This is a genomic window from Streptomyces sp. NPDC037203, assembly GCF_055605065.1.
In genome coordinates this window covers 103,181-123,796 of the sequence record NZ_JBVJUC010000014.1, presented here as the reverse complement: position 1 = coordinate 123,796, position 20,616 = coordinate 103,181, and the positions used below count along the sequence as shown (strand labels likewise).

Below are 20,616 nucleotides of genomic sequence, written 5' to 3'. Positions count from 1 at the left end.
GATGGGGATGCCTCAGTGGTTGAGGCCGGTGTTGCCGAAGGCCGGGTTCAGCACGCCGATGACGTCGACGCTGTCGCCGGTCACGTTCACCGGGACGTGGACCGGCGCCTGGATGGCGTTGCCCGAGACGACGCCCGGGGAGTTCACGGCCGCGCCGCCCGCCTCGCTCTGGGCGGAGGCCAGGCCGGCACCGGCGGCCAGCAGGCCACCGGCCACCATCGTCACGGCCGCTGCCTTCTTCAGGTTCTTCACTCTCAAACCCCTCTTGGACGTTCACCACGGCGGTTCTCCGTGGCACGCACTGGAGAACGGCGGAGATCGCCAGGGGATGCGCCATCCGGGTGACATTCCCACGACGGTATGAATCTCAGTCCGGAACGGGGTGTCTGGGGGGAACCGGGGTTCGGCGTCCGTACGGGCGTTTCAGCCGGCCACTCCGTGCCGTACGGCCCACAGGGCGGCCTGTGTGCGGTCGGCGAGGTCGAGCTTCATCAGGATGTTGGAGACGTGCGTCTTGACGGTCTTCTCCGACAGGACCAGCGCACGGGCGATCTCCCGGTTGGAGCGGCCGTCCGCGATCAGGCCGAGCACCTCGCGCTCTCGCTCGGTGAGCGAATTGCCCCGGCCCTGACCGGAGTTGGCCTCCTCCTGGGACAGCAGCGCGCCCGCCACCTCGGGCTGGAGCAGGATGTGCCCGGCGTGCACGGAGCGGATGGCGCCGGCGAGGGCGTCGGGGTCCACGTCCTTGTAGACGTATCCGGCGGCGCCCGCGCGCAGGGCCGGTACGACCGTGCGCTGCTCGGTGAAGCTGGTGACGATCAGCACCCGCGCGGGGTTGCCCAGTTCGCGCAGTCTGCGCAGGGCGTCGATGCCGTCCATGCCCGGCATCTTGACGTCCATGAGGACGATGTCCGGCCGCAGTTCCTCGGCGCGGGCCACTCCCTCCGCGCCGTCGGCGGCCTCACCGACGACGGCTATGTCCTCCTGCACCTCCAGGAAGGTGCGCAGGCCCCGGCGGACGACCTGGTGGTCGTCGACGAGCAGCACCTTGATGGGCTCAGCCACCGGGGACCTCCATCTCGATCGTGGTGCCCTTGCCGGGCGCCGATTCCACGGTCAGGGTGCCGCCGACCCCGCTGGCCCGGTCCCGCATCGAGACCAGTCCGAGGTGCCGCCCGGCGCGGCCCACCGCGGCCGGGTCGAAGCCGCCGCCGTCGTCGCTGATCCGCAGCACCGCTCCGGGGCCGCGCCGCTGCACGCGCACGTCGACGTGGTCCGCGTCCGCGTGGCGCAGCGCGTTGTGCAGGGCCTCCTGGGCGACCCGGAGCACGGCCTCCTCCTGGGCGGCGGGCAGTGCGCGGTAGCCGGTGCCGGTGAAGGTGACGCGGGCGGTGTGGGCGCGGTCGAGGACCTGGATCTGGGTGCGCAGGGTGGCGATCAGTCCGTCCTCGTCCAGCGCGGCGGGCCGCAACTCCACGACGGCGGCGCGCAGTTCGTCGGCGGCCTCGGCGGCGAGCGCGGCGACCTGGTGGAGTTCGTCCTTGGCGCGGGCCGGGTCGCGGTCGACGAGGGCGGCGGCGGCCTGGGCGGTCAGGCGCAGCGAGAACAGCTTCTGGCTGACCGCGTCGTGGAGTTCGTGGGCGAGGCGGGAACGCTCCTCGGCGATGGTGAGTTCGCGGCTGCGCTCGTAGAGGCGGGCGTTGGTCAGGGCGATCGCGGCATGCTGGGCGAGGAGGGCGAGCAGCTCCTCGTCCTCCTGGGTGAAGCCGCAACCGCCGTCCGGCTTCGGGCAGTTCTTGTTCGCGAGGAACAAGGCGCCGATGGTCTCGTCGCCGTCGCGGATGGGCAGCCCGAGGAAGTCGACGAGGTCGGGGTGGGCGTCCGGCCAGCCCTCGAAGCGGGGGTCCTCGCGTACATCGGCGAGGCGCTCGGGGCGGGCTTCGTGCAGCATCGCGGCGAGGACGCCGTGCTGGCGGGGCAGCGGGCCGATCGCCTTCCACTGGGCGTCGCTGACGCCGTCCACGACGAACTGGGCGAAGCCGCCGTGGTCGTCGGGGACGCCGAGGGCGGCGTACTGCGCGTCGAGGAGCTCGCGGGCGGAGGCGACGATCGTCTTCAGGACGTCGCGCATCTCCAGATGCCTGCTCATGGCCAGCAACGCGGAACTCACCGCGGCGAGGCCGGACCGGGGGCGGTGGCTCATGTCCTCACGGTACCGGCGGGGTGTGACAGCGCGGATCGGGCCGCCGGCCGCCCGGCACCGTCCGCTGGTCCTAGGCCGGGCGGCGTAGGCCCCGAGGACCCGGCCCGGTGCCGTACGCCACAGGCCCTGGGGCGGTCGTCGTACGCCGAAGGGCCCCGCTGCTCCGGGACTCGCGGCCGAGGCGGTGCCCGCAGGGGCGTTCCTACGGTGATCGGCATCCGTCCGAGGAGGCGGGGTGTGCGGAAGGGACGGTAGTCATGCCGGTAGGACTCATCACGGGTGCCTCGAAGGGGCTGGGGCGGGCGCTCGCCGAGGCACTGGCCGGGCGCGGCTGGGACCTGGTGCTGGACGCGCGGGGCGAGGAGGCGCTGGCCGGGGCAGCGGCGGCGGCCGGCCGGTACGGCGGCCGGGTGTCGGCGCTGCCCGGAGATGTCACGGACGCCGGGCACCGGGCCGCGCTGGTGGCCGCCGCCCGGACGCTGGGCGGCCTCGATCTGCTGGTGAGCAACGCGAGCGCGCTCGGCGCCGAGCCGCTGGTGCGGCTGGCCGGGCTGCCGCTGGACGGGCTGCGGCGGGCCCTGGAGGTGAACGTCACCGCCGCGCTGGGCCTCGTACAGGAGGCGCTGCCGCTGCTGCGGGCGTCGGCCGCGGGCACGGTGATCGCGGTCAGCTCGGACGCGGCGGCGGAGGCGTACCCGGCCTGGGGCGGGTACGGCGCCTCGAAGGCGGCCCTGGACCAGCTGGCGGCGGTGCTCGCCGTGGAGGAGCCGGGCCTGCGGGTGTGGGCGGTGGACCCCGGTGACATGGCGACCGGCCTGTACGCGGCGGCCGTACCCGACGACGAGGACGCGCGGCCGGCGCCCGGCACGGTCGTACCGGCGTTTCTGCGGCTGCTGGACGAGCGTCCGGCGAGCGGGCGGTACACGGCGGGGGCCCTCGGGGCGGGCCGGTGACCACGGTGGTGCGGGTACCGGAGGAGCGGTCGGCGCGGGTGCCGGCCGAGCAGCGGGGTCCGGGGCGGGCACGGGACGACGTACGACTCCTCGTGTCCCACGGCACGCGGGTGGCGCACCGCGCGTTCCGGGAGCTGCCGGAGGTGCTGCGGGCCGGGGATCTGCTGGTGGTGAACACCTCGCCGACCCTGGCCGCAGCGGTGGACGGCCGGATCGGGGAGGCGCCCGTGGTGGTGCACTTCTCGACGCGCGGCGACGACGGCCGCTGGGCGGTGGAGCTGCGCGAGCCGGACGGCCGGGGCACCACACGCGCGCGGGCGGGCACCCGCGCGGGGACAGCGGTGGGGCTGGCGGACGGGGTCCGGCTGGTGGTGGAGGAGCCGGTGGCCGGACGGGCTCCCGTGGCCGGGTCGGCCCCGGCGGGTGAGCCGGCGCCGGCGGGCGGCCGGGGGGAGCGGTTGTGGTGGGCGCGGGTGGAGGGCGGCCCGGTGCTGGGGCTGCTGCGGGGGCACGGACGGCCGATCCGTTACTCCTATACGACACGCGATCAGCCGCTGTCGGCGTACCAGACCCTGTTCTCCCTCCCCTCCCCCGACGGTGCGGGCAGCGCGGAGATGCCGAGTGCGGGGCGGCCGTTCACCGAGCGGGTGGTGGCGGAGCTGGTGCGCAGGGGGGTGGGGTTCGCGCGGATCACCCTGCACACGGGGGTGGCGTCGGCGGAGGCGCACGAGCCGCCGTACCCGGAGTGGTTCGCGGTGCCGGAGTCGTCGGCGCGGATGATCAACGCGACGGCGGCCGGGGCGGGCCGGGTGATCGCGGTGGGGACGACGGCCGTGCGGGCGGTGGAGTCGGCCGCGGGGGCGGACGGCGTGGTGCGCTCGTGCGAGGGGTGGACGGATCTGGTGGTCACGCCCGAGCGCGGGGTGCGGGTGGTGGACGGGCTGCTGACCGGACTGCACGAGCCGGAGGCCTCGCATCTGCTGATGCTGCGGGCGGTCGCCGGGCGGGCCGCGGTCGACCGTGCGTACGAGGAGGCCCTGCGCGGGCTCTATCTGTGGCACGAGTTCGGGGACGTCCATCTCCTCCTGAGGGAGGAGAGTCGGCACTGAGGCTCACAGAATGCGTTGCGAAGGCAACTCCCCGTGAGGTTGATCTGTCTTCCCTGTGAGCCCGCACATAGGGCCTACATCACGTACGAACGGACATAGGAGATAAACCCCCTGCTGCGAACGGGACAGATGGTCCAATCTGTCCCGTTTTGCCCTTCCCTGATCCACTACCCGCCTTCGTACATCACACCTTTGCCAGGGCATTTTGCGGCCGCTAAGAATGGCTCCCGTCGCTCAGCGCCGTGGGTTTTCGCCCGCGGCTTCTGTGCGGGGAGGAACCGATCCCCCGGCGGACGCAGGAGCGACCTCCGCGCTAACGAAGAGGTCCAACGCCATGCCCAAGAACATCCTCAGTCGTGCTCGAAATCGTGCCCTGACCAAGCAGCACAAGATCGCCGTCGCCGGTGTCGCCGCTCTCGGCACCGCCGCCATCGCCCTGTCGGCCGTCCCCGGCAACGCGGACACCGTCACCACCGGCTCCCCGGCCACCGCCGCGCAGGTCGCGAAGGTCGCCACCCAGGACGCCACGCTGCCCGCCGTCAAGAGCTCGGTCACCGACCGCGCCGCCGCCCAGAGCGTCAAGCTCGACGCCATCGCCGCGCAGCAGAAGGCCGACCAGGCCGCCAAGCAGCGCAGCGAGGCCGCCGCCAAGAAGGCCGCCGCCGACGCCGCTGCCAAGAAGGCCGCGCAGGAGCGCGCCGCCAAGCAGGCCGCCAACCGTTCCGTGCAGCGCCCGCAGATGCAGACCGTCGCCGCGAAGACCTACGCGAACAACCTCGACGGCTGGATCCGCCAGTCCCTGGACATCATGCACGCCAAGGGCATTCCGGGCAGCTACAACGGCCTGTACCGCAACATCATGCGTGAGTCCTCCGGCAACCCGATGGCCATCAACAACTGGGACATCAACGCGATCAACGGCATCCCGTCCAAGGGCCTGCTCCAGGTGATCCAGCCCACCTTCAACACGTACCACGTGCCCGGTACCTCGTGGAACATCTACGACCCGGTCGCCAACATCACCGCCGCCTGCAACTACGCTGCCCACCGCTACGGCTCGATGGACAACGTCAACAGCGCGTACTGAGGTCGGCGCGGACCTCTGACACACGCCGAAGGGCGGCACCCCACCACGGGGTGCCGCCCTTCGTGACGTACCGGCAAGGCTACTTGCGCATGACCTCCGGCTCGTGCCGGCGCAGGAAGCGGGACACGAGGAAGCCGCAGACCGCGCCCAGCGCGAGCAGCGCGATCATGTCCAGGGTCCAGGCCCCGGCCGTGTGGTTCCACAGCGGGTCGGTGCTGCCCGGATCGTCGCCGTTGGGGGCGATGTTGTTCAGGTCCAGCGTGGTGCCGGCCGCGCCCACCGCCCAGCGCGAGGGCATCAGGTAGGAGAGCTCGTTGACACCCAGCGTGCCGTGCAGGGTGAACAGGCAGCCGGTGAAGACGACCTGGACGATCGCGAACATCACCAGCAGCGGCATGGTCTTCTCGGCGGTCTTCACCAGCGAGGAGATCACCAGGCCGACCATCATCGAGGTGAAGCCCAGCGCCATGATCGGCAGGCACAGCTCGAACAGGGTCGATCCGCCGAGGATCACGCCCTGGTCCGGGATGGTGCGGGGAGCGAAGCCGATCAGGCCGACCAGCAGGCCCTGGAGCACGGTGACGGCGCCGAGCACGACCACCTTGGACATCAGGTAGGCCGACCGGGACAGGCCGGTCGCCCGCTCCCGCTCGTAGATCACCCGTTCCTTGATCAGCTCGCGCACGGAGTTCGCGGCGCCCGCGAAGCAGGCGCCCACCGCGAGGATCAGCAGCACGGTGGTGGCGGTGCCGTTGGGCACGTGCAGGCCGGTGCGCGGATCGACCGCCTGGTTGACCAGCAGGCCCCGGTCGGGCTTCATCAGCAGGCTGACCGAGCCGAGGACCGCCGGCAGGATCACGGTCAGCGCGAGGAAGCCCTTGTCGGAGACGATGACCGACACATAGCGCCGGATCAGGGTCAGCAGCTGGGAGCCCCACGCCTGCGGCTTGGGCGGCTTGATCGCCGCGGGCGGTGGCATGTACGCCGCCTGCTGCGGGGCGGCGGCGTCGAAGTCCGCCGCGTACATCTGGTAGTGCTGCGAGCCCTTCCAGCGGCCCGCCCAGTCGTAGTCGCGGTAGTTCTCGAAGGCGGAGAAGACGTCGGCCCAGCTGTCGTAGCCGAAGAAGTTCAGCGCCTCCTCCGGCGGGCCGAAGTAGGCCACCGCGCCGCCCGGCGCCATCACCAGCAGCTTGTCGCACAGCGCCAGCTCGGCCACCGAGTGGGTGACCACGAGCACGGTGCGGCCGTCGTCGGCCAGGCCGCGCAGCAACTGCATGACATCGCGGTCCATGCCGGGGTCGAGGCCGGAGGTCGGCTCGTCCAGGAAGATCAGCGACGGCTTGGTCAGCAGCTCCAAGGCCACCGAGACACGCTTGCGCTGACCGCCGGACAGGGACGTGACCTTCTTGTCCTTGTGGATGTCCAGCTTCAGCTCGCGCAGCACCTCGTCGATGCGGGCGTCGCGCTCCTGGGCGGTGGTGTCGGCGGGGAAGCGCAGCTTGGCCGCGTACTTCAGGGCCTTCTTGACGCTGAGTTCCTTGTGCAGGATGTCGTCCTGCGGGACCAGGCCGATGCGCTGGCGCAGCTCCGCGAACTGCTTGTAGAGATTGCGGTTGTCGTACAGCACCTCGCCCTGGTTGGCGGGCCGGTAGCCGGTGAGCGCCTTCAGCAGCGTGGACTTGCCGGAGCCCGAGGGGCCGATGACCGCGATCAGGGACTTCTCCGGGACGCCGAAGGAGACGTCCTTGAGGATCTGCTTGCCCCCGTCGACCGTGACGGTCAGATGGCGCGCGGAGAAGGAGACCTCGCCGGTGTCGACGAACTCCTCGAGCCGGTCGCCGACGATACGGAAGGTGGAGTGGCCGACGCCGACGATGTCGGACGGGCCGAGCTGCACCGAGCCGCCCTTGGGCACCGGGTGGCCGTTGACGTACGTGCCGTTGTGCGAGCCGAGGTCGCGGATCTCGAAGCGGCCGTCGGGCGTCGAGTGGAACTCGGCATGGTGGCGCGAGACCTGGAGGTCGGAGACGACCAGCTCGTTCTCCAGGGCGCGGCCGATGCGCATGACGCGGCCGAGGGCGAACTGGTGGAACGTCGTCGGGCTGCGGTCCCCGTGCGCGGGCGCCCCCGGTCCGGCCTGCTGCACGAAGGCACCGGACTGCGCGTCCTTCTGCTGCGGGAAGCCCGCCGGCTGGGCGGGCTGCCCGGCCGACTGCGCCTGCGCCCAGCCGGGTTGCGGTGCGGGGGCCTGCTGCGGCACCGCGTGGTGCGGCGGCTGGGCCGCCGGGGCGGGTGTCTGCTGGGGGGCCGGCTGCTGGGCCCACCCCGCGGGGGCCGCCGCGTACGGCGCCTGCTGTGCCTGCCCGACGGCGGCACCGGTGAGATCCAGCCGCGGTCCGTCCGTCGCGTTGCCGAGGTGCAGCGACGTCCCCGGACCTATCTCCGTCCGCTGGATCCGCTGACCCTGGAGGTAGGTGCCGTTGGTGCTGCCGTGGTCCTCGACGACCCAACTGCGGCCGTCGAAGCTGACCGTGGCGTGCCGCCAGGAGACCCTGGCGTCGTCGAGCACGATGTCACCCTGCGGATCTCTGCCGAGGGTGTAAGGCCTGGACGGATCGAGCGTCCAGGTACGTCCGTTTGTTTCCAGTACGAGTTCCGGCACTCCATGCCCCACTGAGTTGTCCCCCGAATTTCCCCCGTCGCAGGGAGTCTAGGGATGTCGAACATCGTGGGGAACTATTTCAGGCCCACCCCCCTGACCAAAACTCGGGCCTTGCGCGCACCGCCCTCAAGCGCTCCAGCCGAAGAACGGCAATTCAGGCGAGGGGGATAAGCGGGGACACGGCGGGAGTTGGCGCCGGGCCGGTGGAATTGCGGCGGAGCGGGGGCGCAAGGCGCGGCGGGGGTACGGCAGTTCGCGCGCGGGCGTGACGGGGGCGCCTCTCTCGGGGGTGCCCGAGGACGGAGGACGGAGGCAGGTACGCGCAGTACGCCATCTCGTCGGTGCCGGCCGCCGCCGGGACCGCGGCCGTCGCGCGTTGTGGCCGGCGCGCCTGCCCGTCCATGCCGCCCGCGCCTGGACGCCGCCCGCGGACCGGACAGCGCGACCTCGGTACCCGCCGGAACAGGTCACGCCGCGGTGTCCCCGGTCGCGGCGGTGGCGACCTCGGGGGAAGCTGTTGGCAAGATCCTTGATGCCGGGACGCCACCCATTGTTCCGTGTCCGTCAGGCGGACCTCGGCGGCGCGCGGCACTGGGTGCCGGATACGGTGGTGAGACCATGACTGCTGCGCAGACCCCCGAGGTCCCCACTCTCCTCGTCAAGATCTTCGGCAAGGACCGGCCGGGCATCACGGCCGGACTCTTCGACACCCTCGCCGCGTACTCCGTCGACGTGGTCGACATCGAGCAGGTCGTCACGCGGGGACGCCTGGTGCTGTGCGCGCTGGTGAGCCAGCCGCCGGCCGGCATCGAGGGCGATCTGCGGGCCACCGTGCACAGCTGGGCCGAGTCGATGAAGATGCAGGCGGAGATCATCTCGGGCCACGGCGACAACCGTCCGCGCGGCCTCGGGCGCTCTCTGGTGACCGTCCTCGGCCATCCGCTCACCGCCGAGTCGACGGCCGCCATCGCGGCCCGCATCGCGAAGGCCGGCGGCAACATCGACCGTATCTTCCGGCTCGCCAAGTACCCGGTGACCGCGGTGGAGTTCGCGGTCTCCGGCGTGGAGACGGAGCCCCTGCGCACCGCGCTCGCCTCGGACGCCGGGGCGCTCGGTGTCGACATCGCGGTCGTCTCCGCGGGCCTGCACCGGCGCGCGCAGCGTCTCGTGGTCATGGACGTGGACTCCACCCTCATCCAGGACGAGGTGATCGAACTCTTCGCCGCCCACGCCGGCTGCGAGGACAAGGTCGCCGAGGTCACCGCCGCGGCGATGCGCGGGGAGCTGGACTTCGAGCAGTCGCTGCACGCCCGCGTCGCCCTGCTGGCCGGTCTCGACGCCTCCGTGGTCGAGAAGGTGCGCAACGAGATCCGGCTGACCCCCGGCGCCCGCACCCTGATCCGCACCCTGAAGCGGCTCGGCTACCAGGTCGGCGTGGTCTCCGGTGGCTTCACCCAGGTCACCGACGACCTCAAGGAACGCCTCGGCCTCGACTTCGCCCAGGCCAACACGCTGGAGATCGTCGACGGCAAGCTGACCGGCCGGGTCACCGGCGAGATCGTGGACCGCGCAGGCAAGGCGCGGCTGCTGCGCCGGTTCGCGGCGGAGGCCGGGGTGCCGCTGGTGCAGACGGTGGCGATCGGCGACGGCGCCAACGACCTCGACATGCTGAACGCGGCCGGTCTCGGCGTCGCCTTCAACGCCAAGCCCGTGGTGCGCGAGGCCGCGCACACGGCCGTGAACTTCCCCTTCCTCGACACGGTCCTCTACCTCCTCGGCGTCACCCGCGAAGAGGTCGAGGCGGCCGACACTCACGACGAGGGCTGAGGCGGCGCTTCTGCGCGGGTGAGGCACACGGCTCGGGAGCAGCCGCCCGCTTCCCGGCGGCGGCCTGGACCGGCCCGCTCGCGGCGCGGGCCTGCGCCCGTGACCGAGCCGGCGCCGGCCCCTGGTGTCACCTCACTCCGAGGGCGCCCAGTAGTCCGTCAGCGTGGCCACGCCCGGTTCCAGGCCCTTCCACGAGCCCTCGAAGGAGAGCACGGCGAAGGCGGCGGCCGGGAAGCCGCGGCGGGTCATCCGCTCGCGGGCGTCCCCGTCGGCCGAGCCGGCCAGGATCTCGGCGAGGCCGTGGACGCCGGGGTTGTGGCCGATCAGGATCAGGTTGCCCACGTCGTCCGGCACCTCGTTCAAGAGCGCGATCAGCTGACCCGGTGAGGCTTCGTAGACCCGCTCCTCGTAGACGGTCTTCGGCCGGTGTGCCAGTTCGTGCACCGCGAGCTTCCAGGTCTCGCGGGTGCGGGTCGCGGTGGAGCACAGGGCCAGGTCGAAGGCGAGGCCGGAGTCGCTCAGTCTGCGCCCGGCGACGGCCGCGTCCATGCGGCCCCGCTCGGCGAGCGGGCGCTCATGGTCGGAGACCTGGGGCCAGTCGGCTTTCGCATGCCGGAAAACGGCGATCCTGCGGGGTTCTGCGACGCTCATGCGTCCCAGCTTCGCATGAAACAGGCCACGCGGCGCAGGGAGTTGACATGCGGATTCACCATGCGGGGCGGCTCCCGGTCAGTGCCTGAGCAGCTGCTGTGCGCGCTCGACGAGGTGGGCTATCGCCGGGTCCGCGCTCGCCGCGTGCGCGTCCGAGGGGTTCAGTATCAGCAGGAACAGGATGCCGAAGGCGAGCACCGGCAGCGCGAGGGCCCACCAGGGCAGCCGCATGTCGACGCCGCCCGTGGTCGCCGGGTGGGTCCGGAAGTGGGTGCGGGCGGGCATGGTCGCCTCCGAGGTCATCGAGCGTTCGTGTGACCGCCCCCTGCGGTCACCACTCGAAGGTACGGAATCCGCGCCCGGCAACCCATCAGGTTTTCCACCCAGTTACCCCTGAGCCTTACCCCCTAGGGGACAGGGGGGCCAGCACCACCATCCACCGGAAACGCCCTGGTGGCGGGGTCGGCCGACCGCGTCCCAGGCGCGCGGCACGCGGGCCTCAGGAGTGGGCGGCGTCACCGGAGCGCGGCGTCACGGGCGCGCGGCAGGCGATGTCACGGGCGCACGGCGGGCGACGTCACGCGACGGGCCGCGCCAGAGGCTCGCGGCGCGTCACGTCACATCACGGCGACACGATGGTCGCGACGATGGCGATGATGAGGAAGATCGCGAAGAAGGAGCCGAAGACAAGCAGCATCTTCTTCTGACCGTTTCGCGGATTCGGGTCGAGCACAGGCTGCATGCGCCCAGTCTCGCACCCCTGCCCCGGCGGACGTGCGCGGGGGGTCAGCGCGCCGCGGCCTCGTCCTCCACCGTTCGGTCGCGGCCCGCCAGGAAGCCCACCGCGATCTGGGGCACCATGAGGCCCGCCATCAGGGCGATCGGCAGCCCCCAGCCGCCGCTGTGCTGGTAGAGCACGCCGACCAGCAGCGGGCCGGGGATGGAGATCAGGTATCCGGTGCTCTGCGCGAAGGCGGACAGCTGGGCCACGCCGGGACCGCTGCGGGCGCGCATGCCGACCATCGTCAGGGCGAGCGGGAAGGCGCAGTTCGCGATGCCCAGCAGCAGCGCCCAGGCCCAGGCCCCGGCGGCCGGGGCGAGGTACAGACCGGTGTATCCGGCGAGCCCGCACAGGCCCAGGGCCAGCACGATCGGCCCCTGGTGGGGCAGCCGGGCGGCGATCCGCGGGATGACGAAGGCCAGCGGCACGCCCATCACCATCGTGACGGCGAGCAGCAGACCCGCGGTGCCGGCGGACACGCCCGCGTCCCGGAAGATCTGCGGCATCCAGCCCATGGTGATGTAGGCGGCGGTGGCCTGGAGGCCGAAGAAGACGGCGAGCGCCCAGGCGGTACGGCTGCGGGTGATCCGCAGCGGGGGCGCCGCCTCGGTGGCCCGCGCGGTCACCGGTGCCGCTGCCGGCGCCGAGTCCGACACCGCTTCCCTGCCCCGCGCCGAACCGGACGCCCCCGCGGAAGCCGCAGAAGTCTCGGAAGCCGCGGACGGCGAGGAAGCCGGGGACGGCGAGGAAGCCGGGGAAGCACCCCTCCCCCGCCCGGAGCCGCCCCGGCCCGCTCGGTCTCCTCGGCCTTCCCCGCCCTCTCGGCCGCCCCGCACCAGCGGCACCCACGGCACCACCGCCACCGCCGCGAGCACCGCCCACACCGCGAGCCCCGGCTTCCAGTTCCCGCCCATGGCGTGGGTCAGCGGGACCGTCACCGCGGCCGGCAGGGCGGTGCCGAGCGCGAGGACCATCGAGTACAGGCCGGTCATGGAGCCGACCCGGTCGGGGAACCAGCGCTTGACGATGACCGGCATCAGCACGTTGCTGACGGCGATGCCCATCAGGGCGAGCGCGCTGGCGGCCAGGAACCCGGCGGTGCCGCCGACGTACGGCCGCAGCAGCAGGCCCGCGCAGATCGCGGCCATGCCGGCGCACACCACGGCGGCCGGTCCGAAGCGGCGCGCCAGGCGGGGCGCCATCACACCGAAGACGGCGAAGCACAGCGGGGGCACGGAGGTGAGCAGACCGGCCACGCTGCCGCTCATGCCGAGCCCGTCGCGGACCTCCTCCAGGAGGGCGCCGAGGCTGGTGATGGCCGGGCGGAGGTTGACCGCGGACAGCACGATCCCGGCGACCACCAGGCGGGTCGCCCACGTGCGCGCGGGGCCCGTCTCCAGGGTCGCCTCGGGTATGCCCGCCGTGGCGGACGTGTCGCGTTCGGTCGGTGACATCGCCGTACGGGTGTCCACTGTCCGGGTTTCCTCACTAGCCATGAGACCCATCATAGAATCATGGGATGATTGGTTGTCCATTCCCGGAACCCCCGGAGCGTGCACGCCCCGGTCTGTCGTGCGAAGGTGTGCCATGCCTTTGAGCCACCCGCGCCGTTCGGCCCTCTCCGAGCAGGTGATCGCCGAACTGCGCAACCAGATCGCCACCGGCGAGTGGCCGGTCGGCTCCCGTATCCCCACCGAGCCCGAACTGGTCGAGCAGCTCGGCGTCGCCCGCAACACGGTCCGCGAGGCCGTGCGCGCGCTCGCCCACAACGGGCTGCTGGACATCCGGCAGGGCTCGGGCACCTATGTGGTGGCCGCCAGCGAGCTGGCCGGCGTCATGCACCGCCGGTTCGCCGAGGCGGACCCCCGGCACATCGCCGAACTGCGCTCCACGCTGGAGTCGGCCGCGGCCAAGCTCGCCGCCGAACGGCGCACCGAGAAGGACCTCAAGCAGCTGGACGCGCTGCTGCTGCGCCGCGACGAGGCGTGGGAGAGCGGCGAGGCGGAGGCCTTCGTGACCGCGGACGCCACCTTCCACCTGGCCGTGGTGGGCGCGTCCCACAACGAGGTCATGACGGCGGTGTACGCCGACCTGGGCGAGCTGCTGCGGGACGCGCTGCGCGCGGACGTCGGCGCCGAGCTGACGCCGGAGGCGCACATGGACCACACCCGCCTGGTGGACGCGATCCGCACCGGCGACACCGAGGCGGCGGCCAGGGAGGCGGCGAGCTACCCCTTCCAATGCCGCCCCCTGGGGCGGCCCGTCACCGGCTGACGTACCGGCCGACCGCCCGGCATCGGCCGGCGGCCCGGTTCAGCGCACCTTCTGGTGGCTGATCCACGCCGAGCCGACCTCCTTCCAGCAGCGTCCGGTGAGCCGTACCGTCAGGGCGGGCTCGGCGTCCACCGGCGCGCTGTCGGTGTCGATGTCCCACCAGCGGGCGCACTCGATGTGCAGGCGTACCCGGTCGGTGTCGACATAGGGGTTGTGGCAGTACGCCACCACATGGGAGCCGTTCACCGCGGTCCGGCAGGCGGCCCCGAACAGGCTCGGCGCGGGCGTCCCCGCGCTCGCGCGCGCGTGAGGCGTGGCGTCGTAGGGCAGGGCGAGTACGAGGGCGGCGGCCAGGGTCAGCGGGGCCAGGCAGCGGGACAAGCGCACAAGGGGGACCTCCTCGGCCGGGCTGCGGAGGGATGCGCCGGATGAACGCGCGCGTCTTCAGGGTGCGCCGCGCGCGGGGTGGGCCGCCCGGCCGGTGAGCCGAACGGGTGAGGGCGCCGGGCGGCGCCGGAGCGCACGGAGGCCGGCACGGCAGACGGCCCGGTACGGCGAAGGCCCGCGCCCCCGTGCGGGGTGCGGGCCTTGCCGTGTGGCCGTGTGGCGGGTTTCAGCCGGGGGTGAGCGCTCAGGCGCCGATGGCGTGCAGACCGCCGTCCACGTGGATGATCTCGCCGGTGGTCTTCGGGAACCAGTCGCTGAGCAGGGCGACGATGCCCTTGCCGGCCGGCTCCGGGTCCTTCAGGTCCCACTCCAGCGGGGAGCGGCTGTCCCAGACGGCGGCCAGGTCGCTGAAGCCCGGAATGGACTTGGCGGCCATGGAGCCGATCGGGCCCGCGGAGATGAGGTTGCAGCGGATGTTCTGCTTGCCCAGGTCGCGCGCCATGTAGCGGTTGGTCGCCTCCAGGGCGGCCTTGGCCGGGCCCATCCAGTCGTACTGCGGCCAGGCGAACTGGGCGTCGAAGGTGAGGCCGACGACCGAGCCGCCGTTCTGCATCAGCGGCAGGCAGGCCATGGTGAGCGACTTCAGGGAGAACGCCGAGACGTGCATGGCGGTGGCCACGGACTCGAACGGCGTGTTCAGGAAGTTGCCGCCGAGCGCGTCCTGCGGGGCGAAGCCGATGGAGTGCACGACGCCGTCGAGGCCGCCCAGCTCCTCGCCGACCAGGTCGGCCAGGCGGGCGAGGTGCTCCTCGTTGGTCACGTCCAGCTCGATGACCTTCGCCGGCTTCGGCAGCTTCTTGGCGATGCGCTCGGTCAGCGTGGGCCGCGGGAAGGCGGTCAGGATGATCTCGGCACCCTGCTCCTGGGCCTGCTTCGCGGCGTGGAAGGCGATGGAGGACTCCATCAGCACACCGGTGATCAGGATGCGCTTGCCCTCGAGGATTCCACTCATGGTGATCAGTGACCCATTCCCAGTCCGCCGTCAACGGGGATGACGGCTCCAGTGATGTACGAGGCGTCGTCCGACGCGACGAACCGGACCGCCGCGGCGATCTCCTCCGGCTGCGCGTAACGGCCGAGCGGCACCTGCGACATGATGCCCTGGCGCTGCTCGTCGCTGAGCACCTTGGTCATGTCGGTGTCGACGAAACCCGGTGCGACGACGTTGAAGGTGATGTTGCGCGAGCCCAGCTCACGGGCGAGCGAGCGCGCGAAGCCCACCAGGGCGGCCTTGGAGGCGGCGTAGTTCGCCTGCCCCGCCGAGCCGAGCAGGCCGACCACGGAGGAGATCAGGACGACGCGGCCCTTCTTGGCGCGCAGCATGCCGCGGTTGGCGCGCTTGACGACGCGGAAGGTGCCGGTGAGGTTGGTGTCGATGACCGAGGTGAAGTCCTCCTCGGACATGCGCATCAGAAGCTGGTCCTTGGTGATGCCGGCGTTGGCGACCAGCACCTCGACGGGACCGTGCCGGTCCTCGATCTCCTTGTAGGCCTGCTCCACCTGCTCGGGGTCGGTGATGTCGCACTTGACGGCCAGGAAGCCGGCCGGCGGCTCACCCGAGCGGTACGTGATCGCGACCTTGTCGCCGGCGTCGGCGAAAACGCGGGCGATGGCGAGGCCGATGCCCCGGTTTCCTCCGGTGACGAGAACCGAGCGGCTCAACGGATCACCCTTTCGATAGCGGTCTGCTACAGGTCCGACAACCCGCCCGAACACCTGGATGACAGGCGGCTGCATCGAAAACCTATCGGTACGGCCGCGTCCGTGGGCATTCGGGCACCGACAGTGGCGGGGGACCGTCACTGTCGGGTCCCTACAGAACCGCGGGCCCCGCGTCCGGAAGCGGTGTGGTCCGCGGGGCCGCCCGCAGGCCATGATCGGAGCCCACAGGCCACGACAGCAGGGAGACCTCCGTGCCTCATTCCATCGACGAAGCCTTCACGGCGCTTCCGCTCAGGTCCCTCGCCGACGCCGCGCTCGCCCGCGCGCGGTCGCTCGGGGCGGAGCACGCGGACTTCCGGTTCGAGCGGGTGCGCGGCGCGGCGCTGCGGCTGCGCGACGCCCGGCCCGCGGGGTCCTCGGACACCACCGACCTCGGGTACGCGGTCCGGGTCGTGCACGGCGGCACGTGGGGCTTCGCCTCCGGGGTCGACCTGACGCTGGACGCGGCGGCGCGGGTGGCCTCGCAGGCGGTGGCGATGGCGAAGCTGTCGGCGCAGGTGATCAGGGCCGCGGGGTCCGACGAGCGGGTGGAGCTGGCGGACGAGCCGGTGCACGCCGACAGGACGTGGGTGTCGTCGTACGAGATCGACCCGTTCACCGTGCCGGCCGAGGAGAAGGCGGCGCTGCTCGCGGACTGGAGCGCGCGGCTGCTGGCGGCGGACGGGGTGAGCCATGTGGACGCCTCGCTGCTCACCGTGCACGAGAACAAGTTCTACGCCGATACGGCGGGGACCGTCACGACCCAGCAGCGGGTGCGGCTGCATCCCGAGCTGACCGCGGTGTCGGTGGACGAGTCCAGCGGCGAGTTCGACTCCATGCGGACGCTGGCGCCCCCGGCCGGGCGCGGCTGGGAGTACCTGACCGGGACCGGCTGGGACTGGGACGGCGAGCTGGCGCGGATCCCGGAGCTGCTGGCCGAGAAGATGCGGGCGCCGAGCGTGGAGCCCGGCCTGTACGACCTGGTGGTCGACCCGTCCAACCTGTGGCTGACCATCCACGAGTCCATCGGGCACGCCACCGAGCTGGACCGGGCGCTCGGCTACGAGGCCGCGTACGCCGGCACCTCCTTCGCCACCTTCGACCAGCTGGGCAAGCTCAGGTACGGCTCCGAGCTGATGAACGTCACCGGCGACCGCACCGCCGAGCACGGCCTGGCCACCATCGGGTACGACGACGAGGGCGTCGAGGCCCAGTCCTGGGACCTGGTGAAGGACGGCACCCTGGTCGGCTACCAGCTGGACCGCAGGATCGCCCGGCTGACCGGGTTCGAGCGCTCCAACGGGTGCGCGTACGCCGACTCCCCCGCCCATGTGCCGGTGCAGCGCATGGCCAACGTGTCGCTGCTGCCGGACCCCGCGGGGATGTCCACCGAGGATCTGATCGGGGGCGTGGAGCGGGGCATCTACGTGGTCGGGGACCGCTCGTGGTCGATCGACATGCAGCGCTACAACTTCCAGTTCACCGGGCAGCGCTTCTTCCGGATCGAGAACGGGCGGCTGGCCGGGCAGCTCAAGGACGTCGCCTACCAGGCCACGACGACCGACTTCTGGGGTTCGATGGCGGCGGTCGGCGGGCCGGGGACGTACGTCCTGGGCGGCGCGTTCAACTGCGGCAAGGCCCAGCCGGGGCAGGTGGCCGCGGTCTCGCACGGGTGCCCCTCCGCCCTCTTCCGGGGCGTGAACATTCTCAACACCACGCAGGAGGCGGGTCGATGAACGCGCGTACGAACAAGCCGCACGAGATCGTCGAGCAGGCGCTCGCGCTGTCCCGGACGGACGGGTGCGTCGTCATCGCCGACGAGACCTCCACCGCCAACCTGCGCTGGGCGGGCAACGCGCTCACCACGAACGGGGTGACGCGGGGCCGTAGCCTCACGGTGATCGCGACCGTGGACGGGCGGCAGGGCACCGCGTCCGGGGTGGTGTCCCGGTCGGCGGTGACGGCGGCCGAGCTGGAGCCGCTGGTGCGGGCCGCCGAGGAGGCCGCGCGCGGGGCGGGTCCGGCGGAGGACGCGCAGCCGCTGGTCGCGGGCGTGCCCGCGGCGCCCGACTTCACGGACGCGCCCGCCGAGACCTCCTCCGCGGTGTTCGCCGACTTCGCCCCGGCGCTCGGCGAGGCCTTCGCCCGCGCGCGGACCGGCGGCCGGGAGCTGTACGGCTTCGCCAACCACGAGATGGTCTCGACCTACCTGGGCAGCTCCACCGGGCTGCGGCTGCGGCACGACCAGCCGACGGGCACGCTGGAGCTGAACGCCAAGTCGCCGGACCGCACCCGCTCCGCATGGGCCGGGCGCGCCACGCGGGACTTCAAGGACGTCGACCCGGCCGCCCTGGACGCCGAGCTGGCCGTGCGCCTGGGCTGGGCGAAGCGGCGCGTGGAGCTGCCCGCGGGCCGCTACGAGACGCTGCTGCCGCCGACCGCGGTGGCGGACCTGCTCATCTACCAGCTGTGGTCGGCCTCGGGCCGGGACGCGGCGGAGGGCCGTACGGTCTTCTCCCGGCCCGGCGGCGGCACCCGGATCGGCGAGCGGCTCTCCGAGCTGCCGCTGACCCTGCGCAGCGACCCGGACGAGCCGGGCCTGGAGTGCGCGCCCTTCGTGATCGCCCACTCCTCGAACGGCGACCGGTCGGTGTTCGACAACGGTCTCGCGGCGCCGGCCACCGACTGGATCGAGCAGGGGACGCTGCGGAATCTGACGACGACCCGGCACAGCGCCGCCCTGACCGGGCTGCCGGTCACCCCGGCCGCGGACAACCTGATCCTGGACGGCGGCAACCGCTCCCTGGAGGAGATGGTCGCGGCCACCGGGCGCGGGCTGCTGCTGACCTGCCTGTGGTACATCCGCGAGGTCGATCCGGCGACGCTGCTGCTCACCGGTCTGACCCGCGACGGCGTCTACCTGGTGGAGGGCGGCGAGGTGACCGGGCAGGTGAACAACTTCCGGTTCAACGAGTCGCCGGTGGAGCTGCTGCGGCGCACCACCGAGGCGGGCCGCACGGAGAAGACGCTGCCGCGCGAATGGGGCGACTGGTTCACCAGGGCCGCGATGCCGCCGCTGCGGGTCCCCGATTTCAACATGAGTTCTGTCAGCCAGGGCGTATAACCTCGTAGTCGGCTGTCACCCGACCGCCGAGGATTTCCAAGGAGACACGAGAACCGTGACGGACATCGTCGACGAACTGAAGTGGCGCGGGCTCATCGCCCTCTCCACGGACGAGGACGCATTGCGCAAGGCGTTCGCGGACGGTCCCGTCACGTTCTATTGCGGCTTCGACCCGACCGCGCCCAGTCTGCACCTCGGCAACCTCGTGCAGATCCTGACGATGCGCCGCATCCAGCAGGCCGGCCACCGCCCGCTGGGCCTGGTCGGGGGCGCGACGGGTCTGATCGGCGACCCCAAGCCGACGGCCGAGCGCACGCTGAACGCGCCGGAGATCGTCGCCGAGTGGGTCGAGCGGCTGCGCGGCCAGATCGCACCGCTGCTGGACTTCGAGGGTCCGAACGCCGCGGTGATGGTAAACAACCTGGACTGGACCCAGGGCCTGTCGGCCATCGAGTTCCTACGGGACATCGGCAAGCACTTCCGGGTCAACAAGATGATCGCCAAGGAGGCCGTCTCCCGGCGGCTCAACTCCGACGCGGGCATCAGCTACACCGAGTTCAGCTACCAGATCCTCCAGGGCATGGACTTCCTGGAGCTGTACCGGCGGTACGGCTGCACGCTCCAGACCGGCGGCAGCGACCAGTGGGGCAACCTCACCTCGGGCACCGACCTGATCCACCGGGTCGAGCCGGACGCCGTGGTGCACGCGCTGGGCACCCCGCTGATCACCAAGGCGGACGGCACGAAGTTCGGCAAGACCGAGTCCGGCACGGTCTGGCTCGACCCCGAGATGACCACGCCGTACGCGTTCTACCAGTTCTGGATCAACGCGGACGACCGCGATGTCGCCAAGTTCCTGCGCATCTTCAGCTTCAAGTCCCGCGAGGAGATCGAGGAGCTGGAGCGGCTGACCGCGGAGCGTCCGCAGGCGCGGGCGGCGCAGCGGGCGCTGGCCGAGGAGCTGACCACGCTGGTGCACGGAGCCGAGCAGACGGCCGCCGTGATCGCCGCGTCGAAGGCGCTGTTCGGGCAGGGCGAGCTGGCGGAGCTGGACGGCCGGACGCTGGCGTCGGCGCTGTCCGAGGTGCCGCACATCCGGGTCGCCGAGCTGGGGTCCGTGGTGGATCTGTTCGCCGAGGTGGGGCTGGTCGCGAGCAAGTCCGCGGCGCGCAGGACCGTGAAGGAGGGGGGCGCCTACGTGAACAACGTCAAGGTGACCTCCGAGGACGCGGTGGCGTCGGCCGGTGATCTGCTGGACGGACGGTGGCTGGTGCTGCGCCGGGGCAAGCGGAATCTGGCGGCGGTGGAGGTTGTCGCCGGGTAGCGGCGTGGGGGCGCCCCTCGGGGCGCCCCCCGCAGCATTGCTCAGATCCGCTGGCGTTTTCTCTTGCCCAGTGTGGCCATGTAGAAGGAGTCGACCACGGCGACGATGAGGATCGCGGCCACCAGCTGGAAGATGTGGCGGCTCCAGTCGATGCCGCGGGTCTCGTGGACGTTCAGCGCGCGGGCGATGGCGTTGCCCGCGATGGCGCCCAGCATGCCGCAGATGGTGGTCAGCCAGAGGGGGCTGTGCTGCCTGCCGGGGATGACCGCCTTGGCGATCACGCCCAGCACGAACCCCACGATGATGGCCCACAACCAGCCCATGGCTGCCTCCTCGTCCGGATCGACGTGAGCTTTACGCCAGTGTCGGCCGGGGCCTCCCCTGGCGCATGTCGGGTTCCGCCGCGGGACCGGGGGCGTTGCCGCAGGCAGCGGGCGACCCGGTCTCGTCGGCCGCGCGGACGCGGCGTACCG

At 72.0% G+C, this 20,616-nt stretch carries 20 protein-coding genes; 8 read left to right on the top strand and 12 right to left on the bottom strand.

Features of this window, described 5'->3' with window-relative positions; genetic code table 11:
- Positions 1–12: 12 nt before the first annotated feature.
- From ACZ7EC_RS29925 to ACZ7EC_RS29915, 3 genes are all read right to left on the bottom strand, one after another.
- A complete protein-coding gene (locus tag ACZ7EC_RS29925) occupies positions 13–252 on the bottom strand; it encodes a chaplin (RefSeq protein ID WP_471067433.1) in 240 nt (79 codons plus the stop codon).
- A gap of 171 nt (positions 253–423) precedes the next feature.
- Entirely contained in the window at positions 424–1,065 is a 642-nt protein-coding gene (locus ACZ7EC_RS29920) for a response regulator (protein WP_397986637.1), read from the bottom strand.
- Positions 1,058–2,203: a GAF domain-containing sensor histidine kinase gene (locus ACZ7EC_RS29915; protein WP_471067431.1), complete on the bottom strand. Its 1,146-nt coding sequence runs from the start codon at positions 2,201–2,203 to the stop codon at positions 1,058–1,060. Before ACZ7EC_RS29915 ends, ACZ7EC_RS29920 begins: the two co-directional genes overlap by 8 nt.
- 257 nt (positions 2,204–2,460) lie before the next feature.
- Here ACZ7EC_RS29915 and ACZ7EC_RS29910 point away from each other — a divergent pair, with 257 nt between their 5' ends.
- The 3 genes from ACZ7EC_RS29910 (at position 2,461) to ACZ7EC_RS29900 (ending at position 5,352) form a co-directional block, all read left to right on the top strand.
- Positions 2,461–3,156 (top strand): SDR family NAD(P)-dependent oxidoreductase, encoded by a 696-nt coding sequence (locus tag ACZ7EC_RS29910; RefSeq protein ID WP_471067430.1) that lies wholly within the window; start codon positions 2,461–2,463, stop codon positions 3,154–3,156.
- Positions 3,153–4,265: an S-adenosylmethionine:tRNA ribosyltransferase-isomerase gene (locus tag ACZ7EC_RS29905; protein ID WP_471067429.1), complete on the top strand. Its 1,113-nt coding sequence runs from the start codon at positions 3,153–3,155 to the stop codon at positions 4,263–4,265. Before ACZ7EC_RS29910 ends, ACZ7EC_RS29905 begins: the two co-directional genes overlap by 4 nt.
- Before the next feature lie 334 nt (positions 4,266–4,599).
- A complete protein-coding gene (locus tag ACZ7EC_RS29900; protein WP_471067428.1) occupies positions 4,600–5,352 on the top strand; it encodes a transglycosylase SLT domain-containing protein in 753 nt (250 codons plus the stop codon).
- 79 nt (positions 5,353–5,431) lie between these two features.
- On the opposite strand, the gene ACZ7EC_RS29895 is transcribed toward ACZ7EC_RS29900, so the two are convergent.
- Entirely contained in the window at positions 5,432–8,014 is a 2,583-nt protein-coding gene (locus ACZ7EC_RS29895) for an FHA domain-containing protein (protein WP_471067427.1), read from the bottom strand.
- Positions 8,015–8,632: 618 nt separating this feature from the next.
- Here ACZ7EC_RS29895 and serB point away from each other — a divergent pair.
- Positions 8,633–9,841 (top strand): phosphoserine phosphatase SerB, encoded by a 1,209-nt coding sequence (gene serB / locus ACZ7EC_RS29890; protein WP_471067425.1) that lies wholly within the window; start codon positions 8,633–8,635, stop codon positions 9,839–9,841.
- A gap of 132 nt (positions 9,842–9,973) precedes the next feature.
- On the opposite strand, the gene ACZ7EC_RS29885 is transcribed toward serB, so the two are convergent.
- From ACZ7EC_RS29885 to ACZ7EC_RS29870, 4 genes are all read right to left on the bottom strand, one after another.
- On the bottom strand, positions 9,974–10,492 hold the full coding sequence (locus ACZ7EC_RS29885; protein WP_471067424.1) for a SixA phosphatase family protein: 519 nt from the start codon (positions 10,490–10,492) through the stop codon (positions 9,974–9,976).
- 78 nt (positions 10,493–10,570) lie between these two features.
- Complete coding sequence (locus ACZ7EC_RS29880; RefSeq protein ID WP_471067459.1) at positions 10,571–10,777, bottom strand: hypothetical protein; 207 nt, start codon at positions 10,775–10,777, stop codon at positions 10,571–10,573.
- A gap of 337 nt (positions 10,778–11,114) precedes the next feature.
- The gene (locus ACZ7EC_RS29875) at positions 11,115–11,234 is read right to left on the bottom strand and encodes an SGM_5486 family transporter-associated protein (RefSeq protein ID WP_471067422.1); all 120 of its coding nucleotides are present in this window, start codon (positions 11,232–11,234) and stop codon (positions 11,115–11,117) included.
- A gap of 44 nt (positions 11,235–11,278) precedes the next feature.
- Positions 11,279–12,769, bottom strand: coding sequence for an MFS transporter (locus tag ACZ7EC_RS29870; RefSeq protein ID WP_471067420.1), 1,491 nt, complete (start codon positions 12,767–12,769; stop codon positions 11,279–11,281).
- Between the two features lie 91 nt (positions 12,770–12,860).
- Here ACZ7EC_RS29870 and ACZ7EC_RS29865 point away from each other — a divergent pair, with 91 nt between their 5' ends.
- Positions 12,861–13,547 carry a FadR/GntR family transcriptional regulator gene (locus tag ACZ7EC_RS29865; protein WP_471067419.1) on the top strand — a complete coding sequence of 229 codons (687 nt, stop codon included), beginning with the start codon at positions 12,861–12,863 and terminating at the stop codon, positions 13,545–13,547.
- 39 nt (positions 13,548–13,586) lie between these two features.
- On the opposite strand, the gene ACZ7EC_RS29860 is transcribed toward ACZ7EC_RS29865, so the two are convergent.
- From ACZ7EC_RS29860 to fabG, 3 genes are all read right to left on the bottom strand, one after another.
- Entirely contained in the window at positions 13,587–13,934 is a 348-nt protein-coding gene (locus ACZ7EC_RS29860; RefSeq protein ID WP_471067417.1) for a hypothetical protein, read from the bottom strand.
- A gap of 244 nt (positions 13,935–14,178) precedes the next feature.
- Entirely contained in the window at positions 14,179–14,946 is a 768-nt protein-coding gene (gene fabI, locus ACZ7EC_RS29855; RefSeq protein WP_471067416.1) for an enoyl-ACP reductase FabI, read from the bottom strand.
- A gap of 5 nt (positions 14,947–14,951) precedes the next feature.
- A complete protein-coding gene (gene fabG, locus ACZ7EC_RS29850; RefSeq protein WP_471067414.1) occupies positions 14,952–15,656 on the bottom strand; it encodes a 3-oxoacyl-[acyl-carrier-protein] reductase in 705 nt (234 codons plus the stop codon).
- Positions 15,657–15,907: 251 nt separating this feature from the next.
- Here fabG and ACZ7EC_RS29845 point away from each other — a divergent pair, with 251 nt between their 5' ends.
- From ACZ7EC_RS29845 to tyrS, 3 genes are read left to right on the top strand one after another with little or no spacing between them, the layout of a single operon-like run.
- The gene (locus tag ACZ7EC_RS29845) at positions 15,908–17,431 is read left to right on the top strand and encodes a TldD/PmbA family protein (protein WP_471067412.1); all 1,524 of its coding nucleotides are present in this window, start codon (positions 15,908–15,910) and stop codon (positions 17,429–17,431) included.
- On the top strand, positions 17,428–18,819 hold the full coding sequence (locus tag ACZ7EC_RS29840; RefSeq protein ID WP_471067410.1) for a metallopeptidase TldD-related protein: 1,392 nt from the start codon (positions 17,428–17,430) through the stop codon (positions 18,817–18,819). Before ACZ7EC_RS29845 ends, ACZ7EC_RS29840 begins: the two co-directional genes overlap by 4 nt.
- Positions 18,820–18,874: 55 nt before the next feature.
- The gene (tyrS, locus tag ACZ7EC_RS29835; protein WP_471067409.1) at positions 18,875–20,143 is read left to right on the top strand and encodes a tyrosine--tRNA ligase; all 1,269 of its coding nucleotides are present in this window, start codon (positions 18,875–18,877) and stop codon (positions 20,141–20,143) included.
- A gap of 41 nt (positions 20,144–20,184) precedes the next feature.
- Here the strand turns inward: tyrS and ACZ7EC_RS29830 are convergent, their stop codons facing one another.
- Entirely contained in the window at positions 20,185–20,466 is a 282-nt protein-coding gene (locus ACZ7EC_RS29830) for a GlsB/YeaQ/YmgE family stress response membrane protein (RefSeq protein ID WP_471067407.1), read from the bottom strand.
- Between the last annotated feature and the right edge of the window lie 150 nt (positions 20,467–20,616).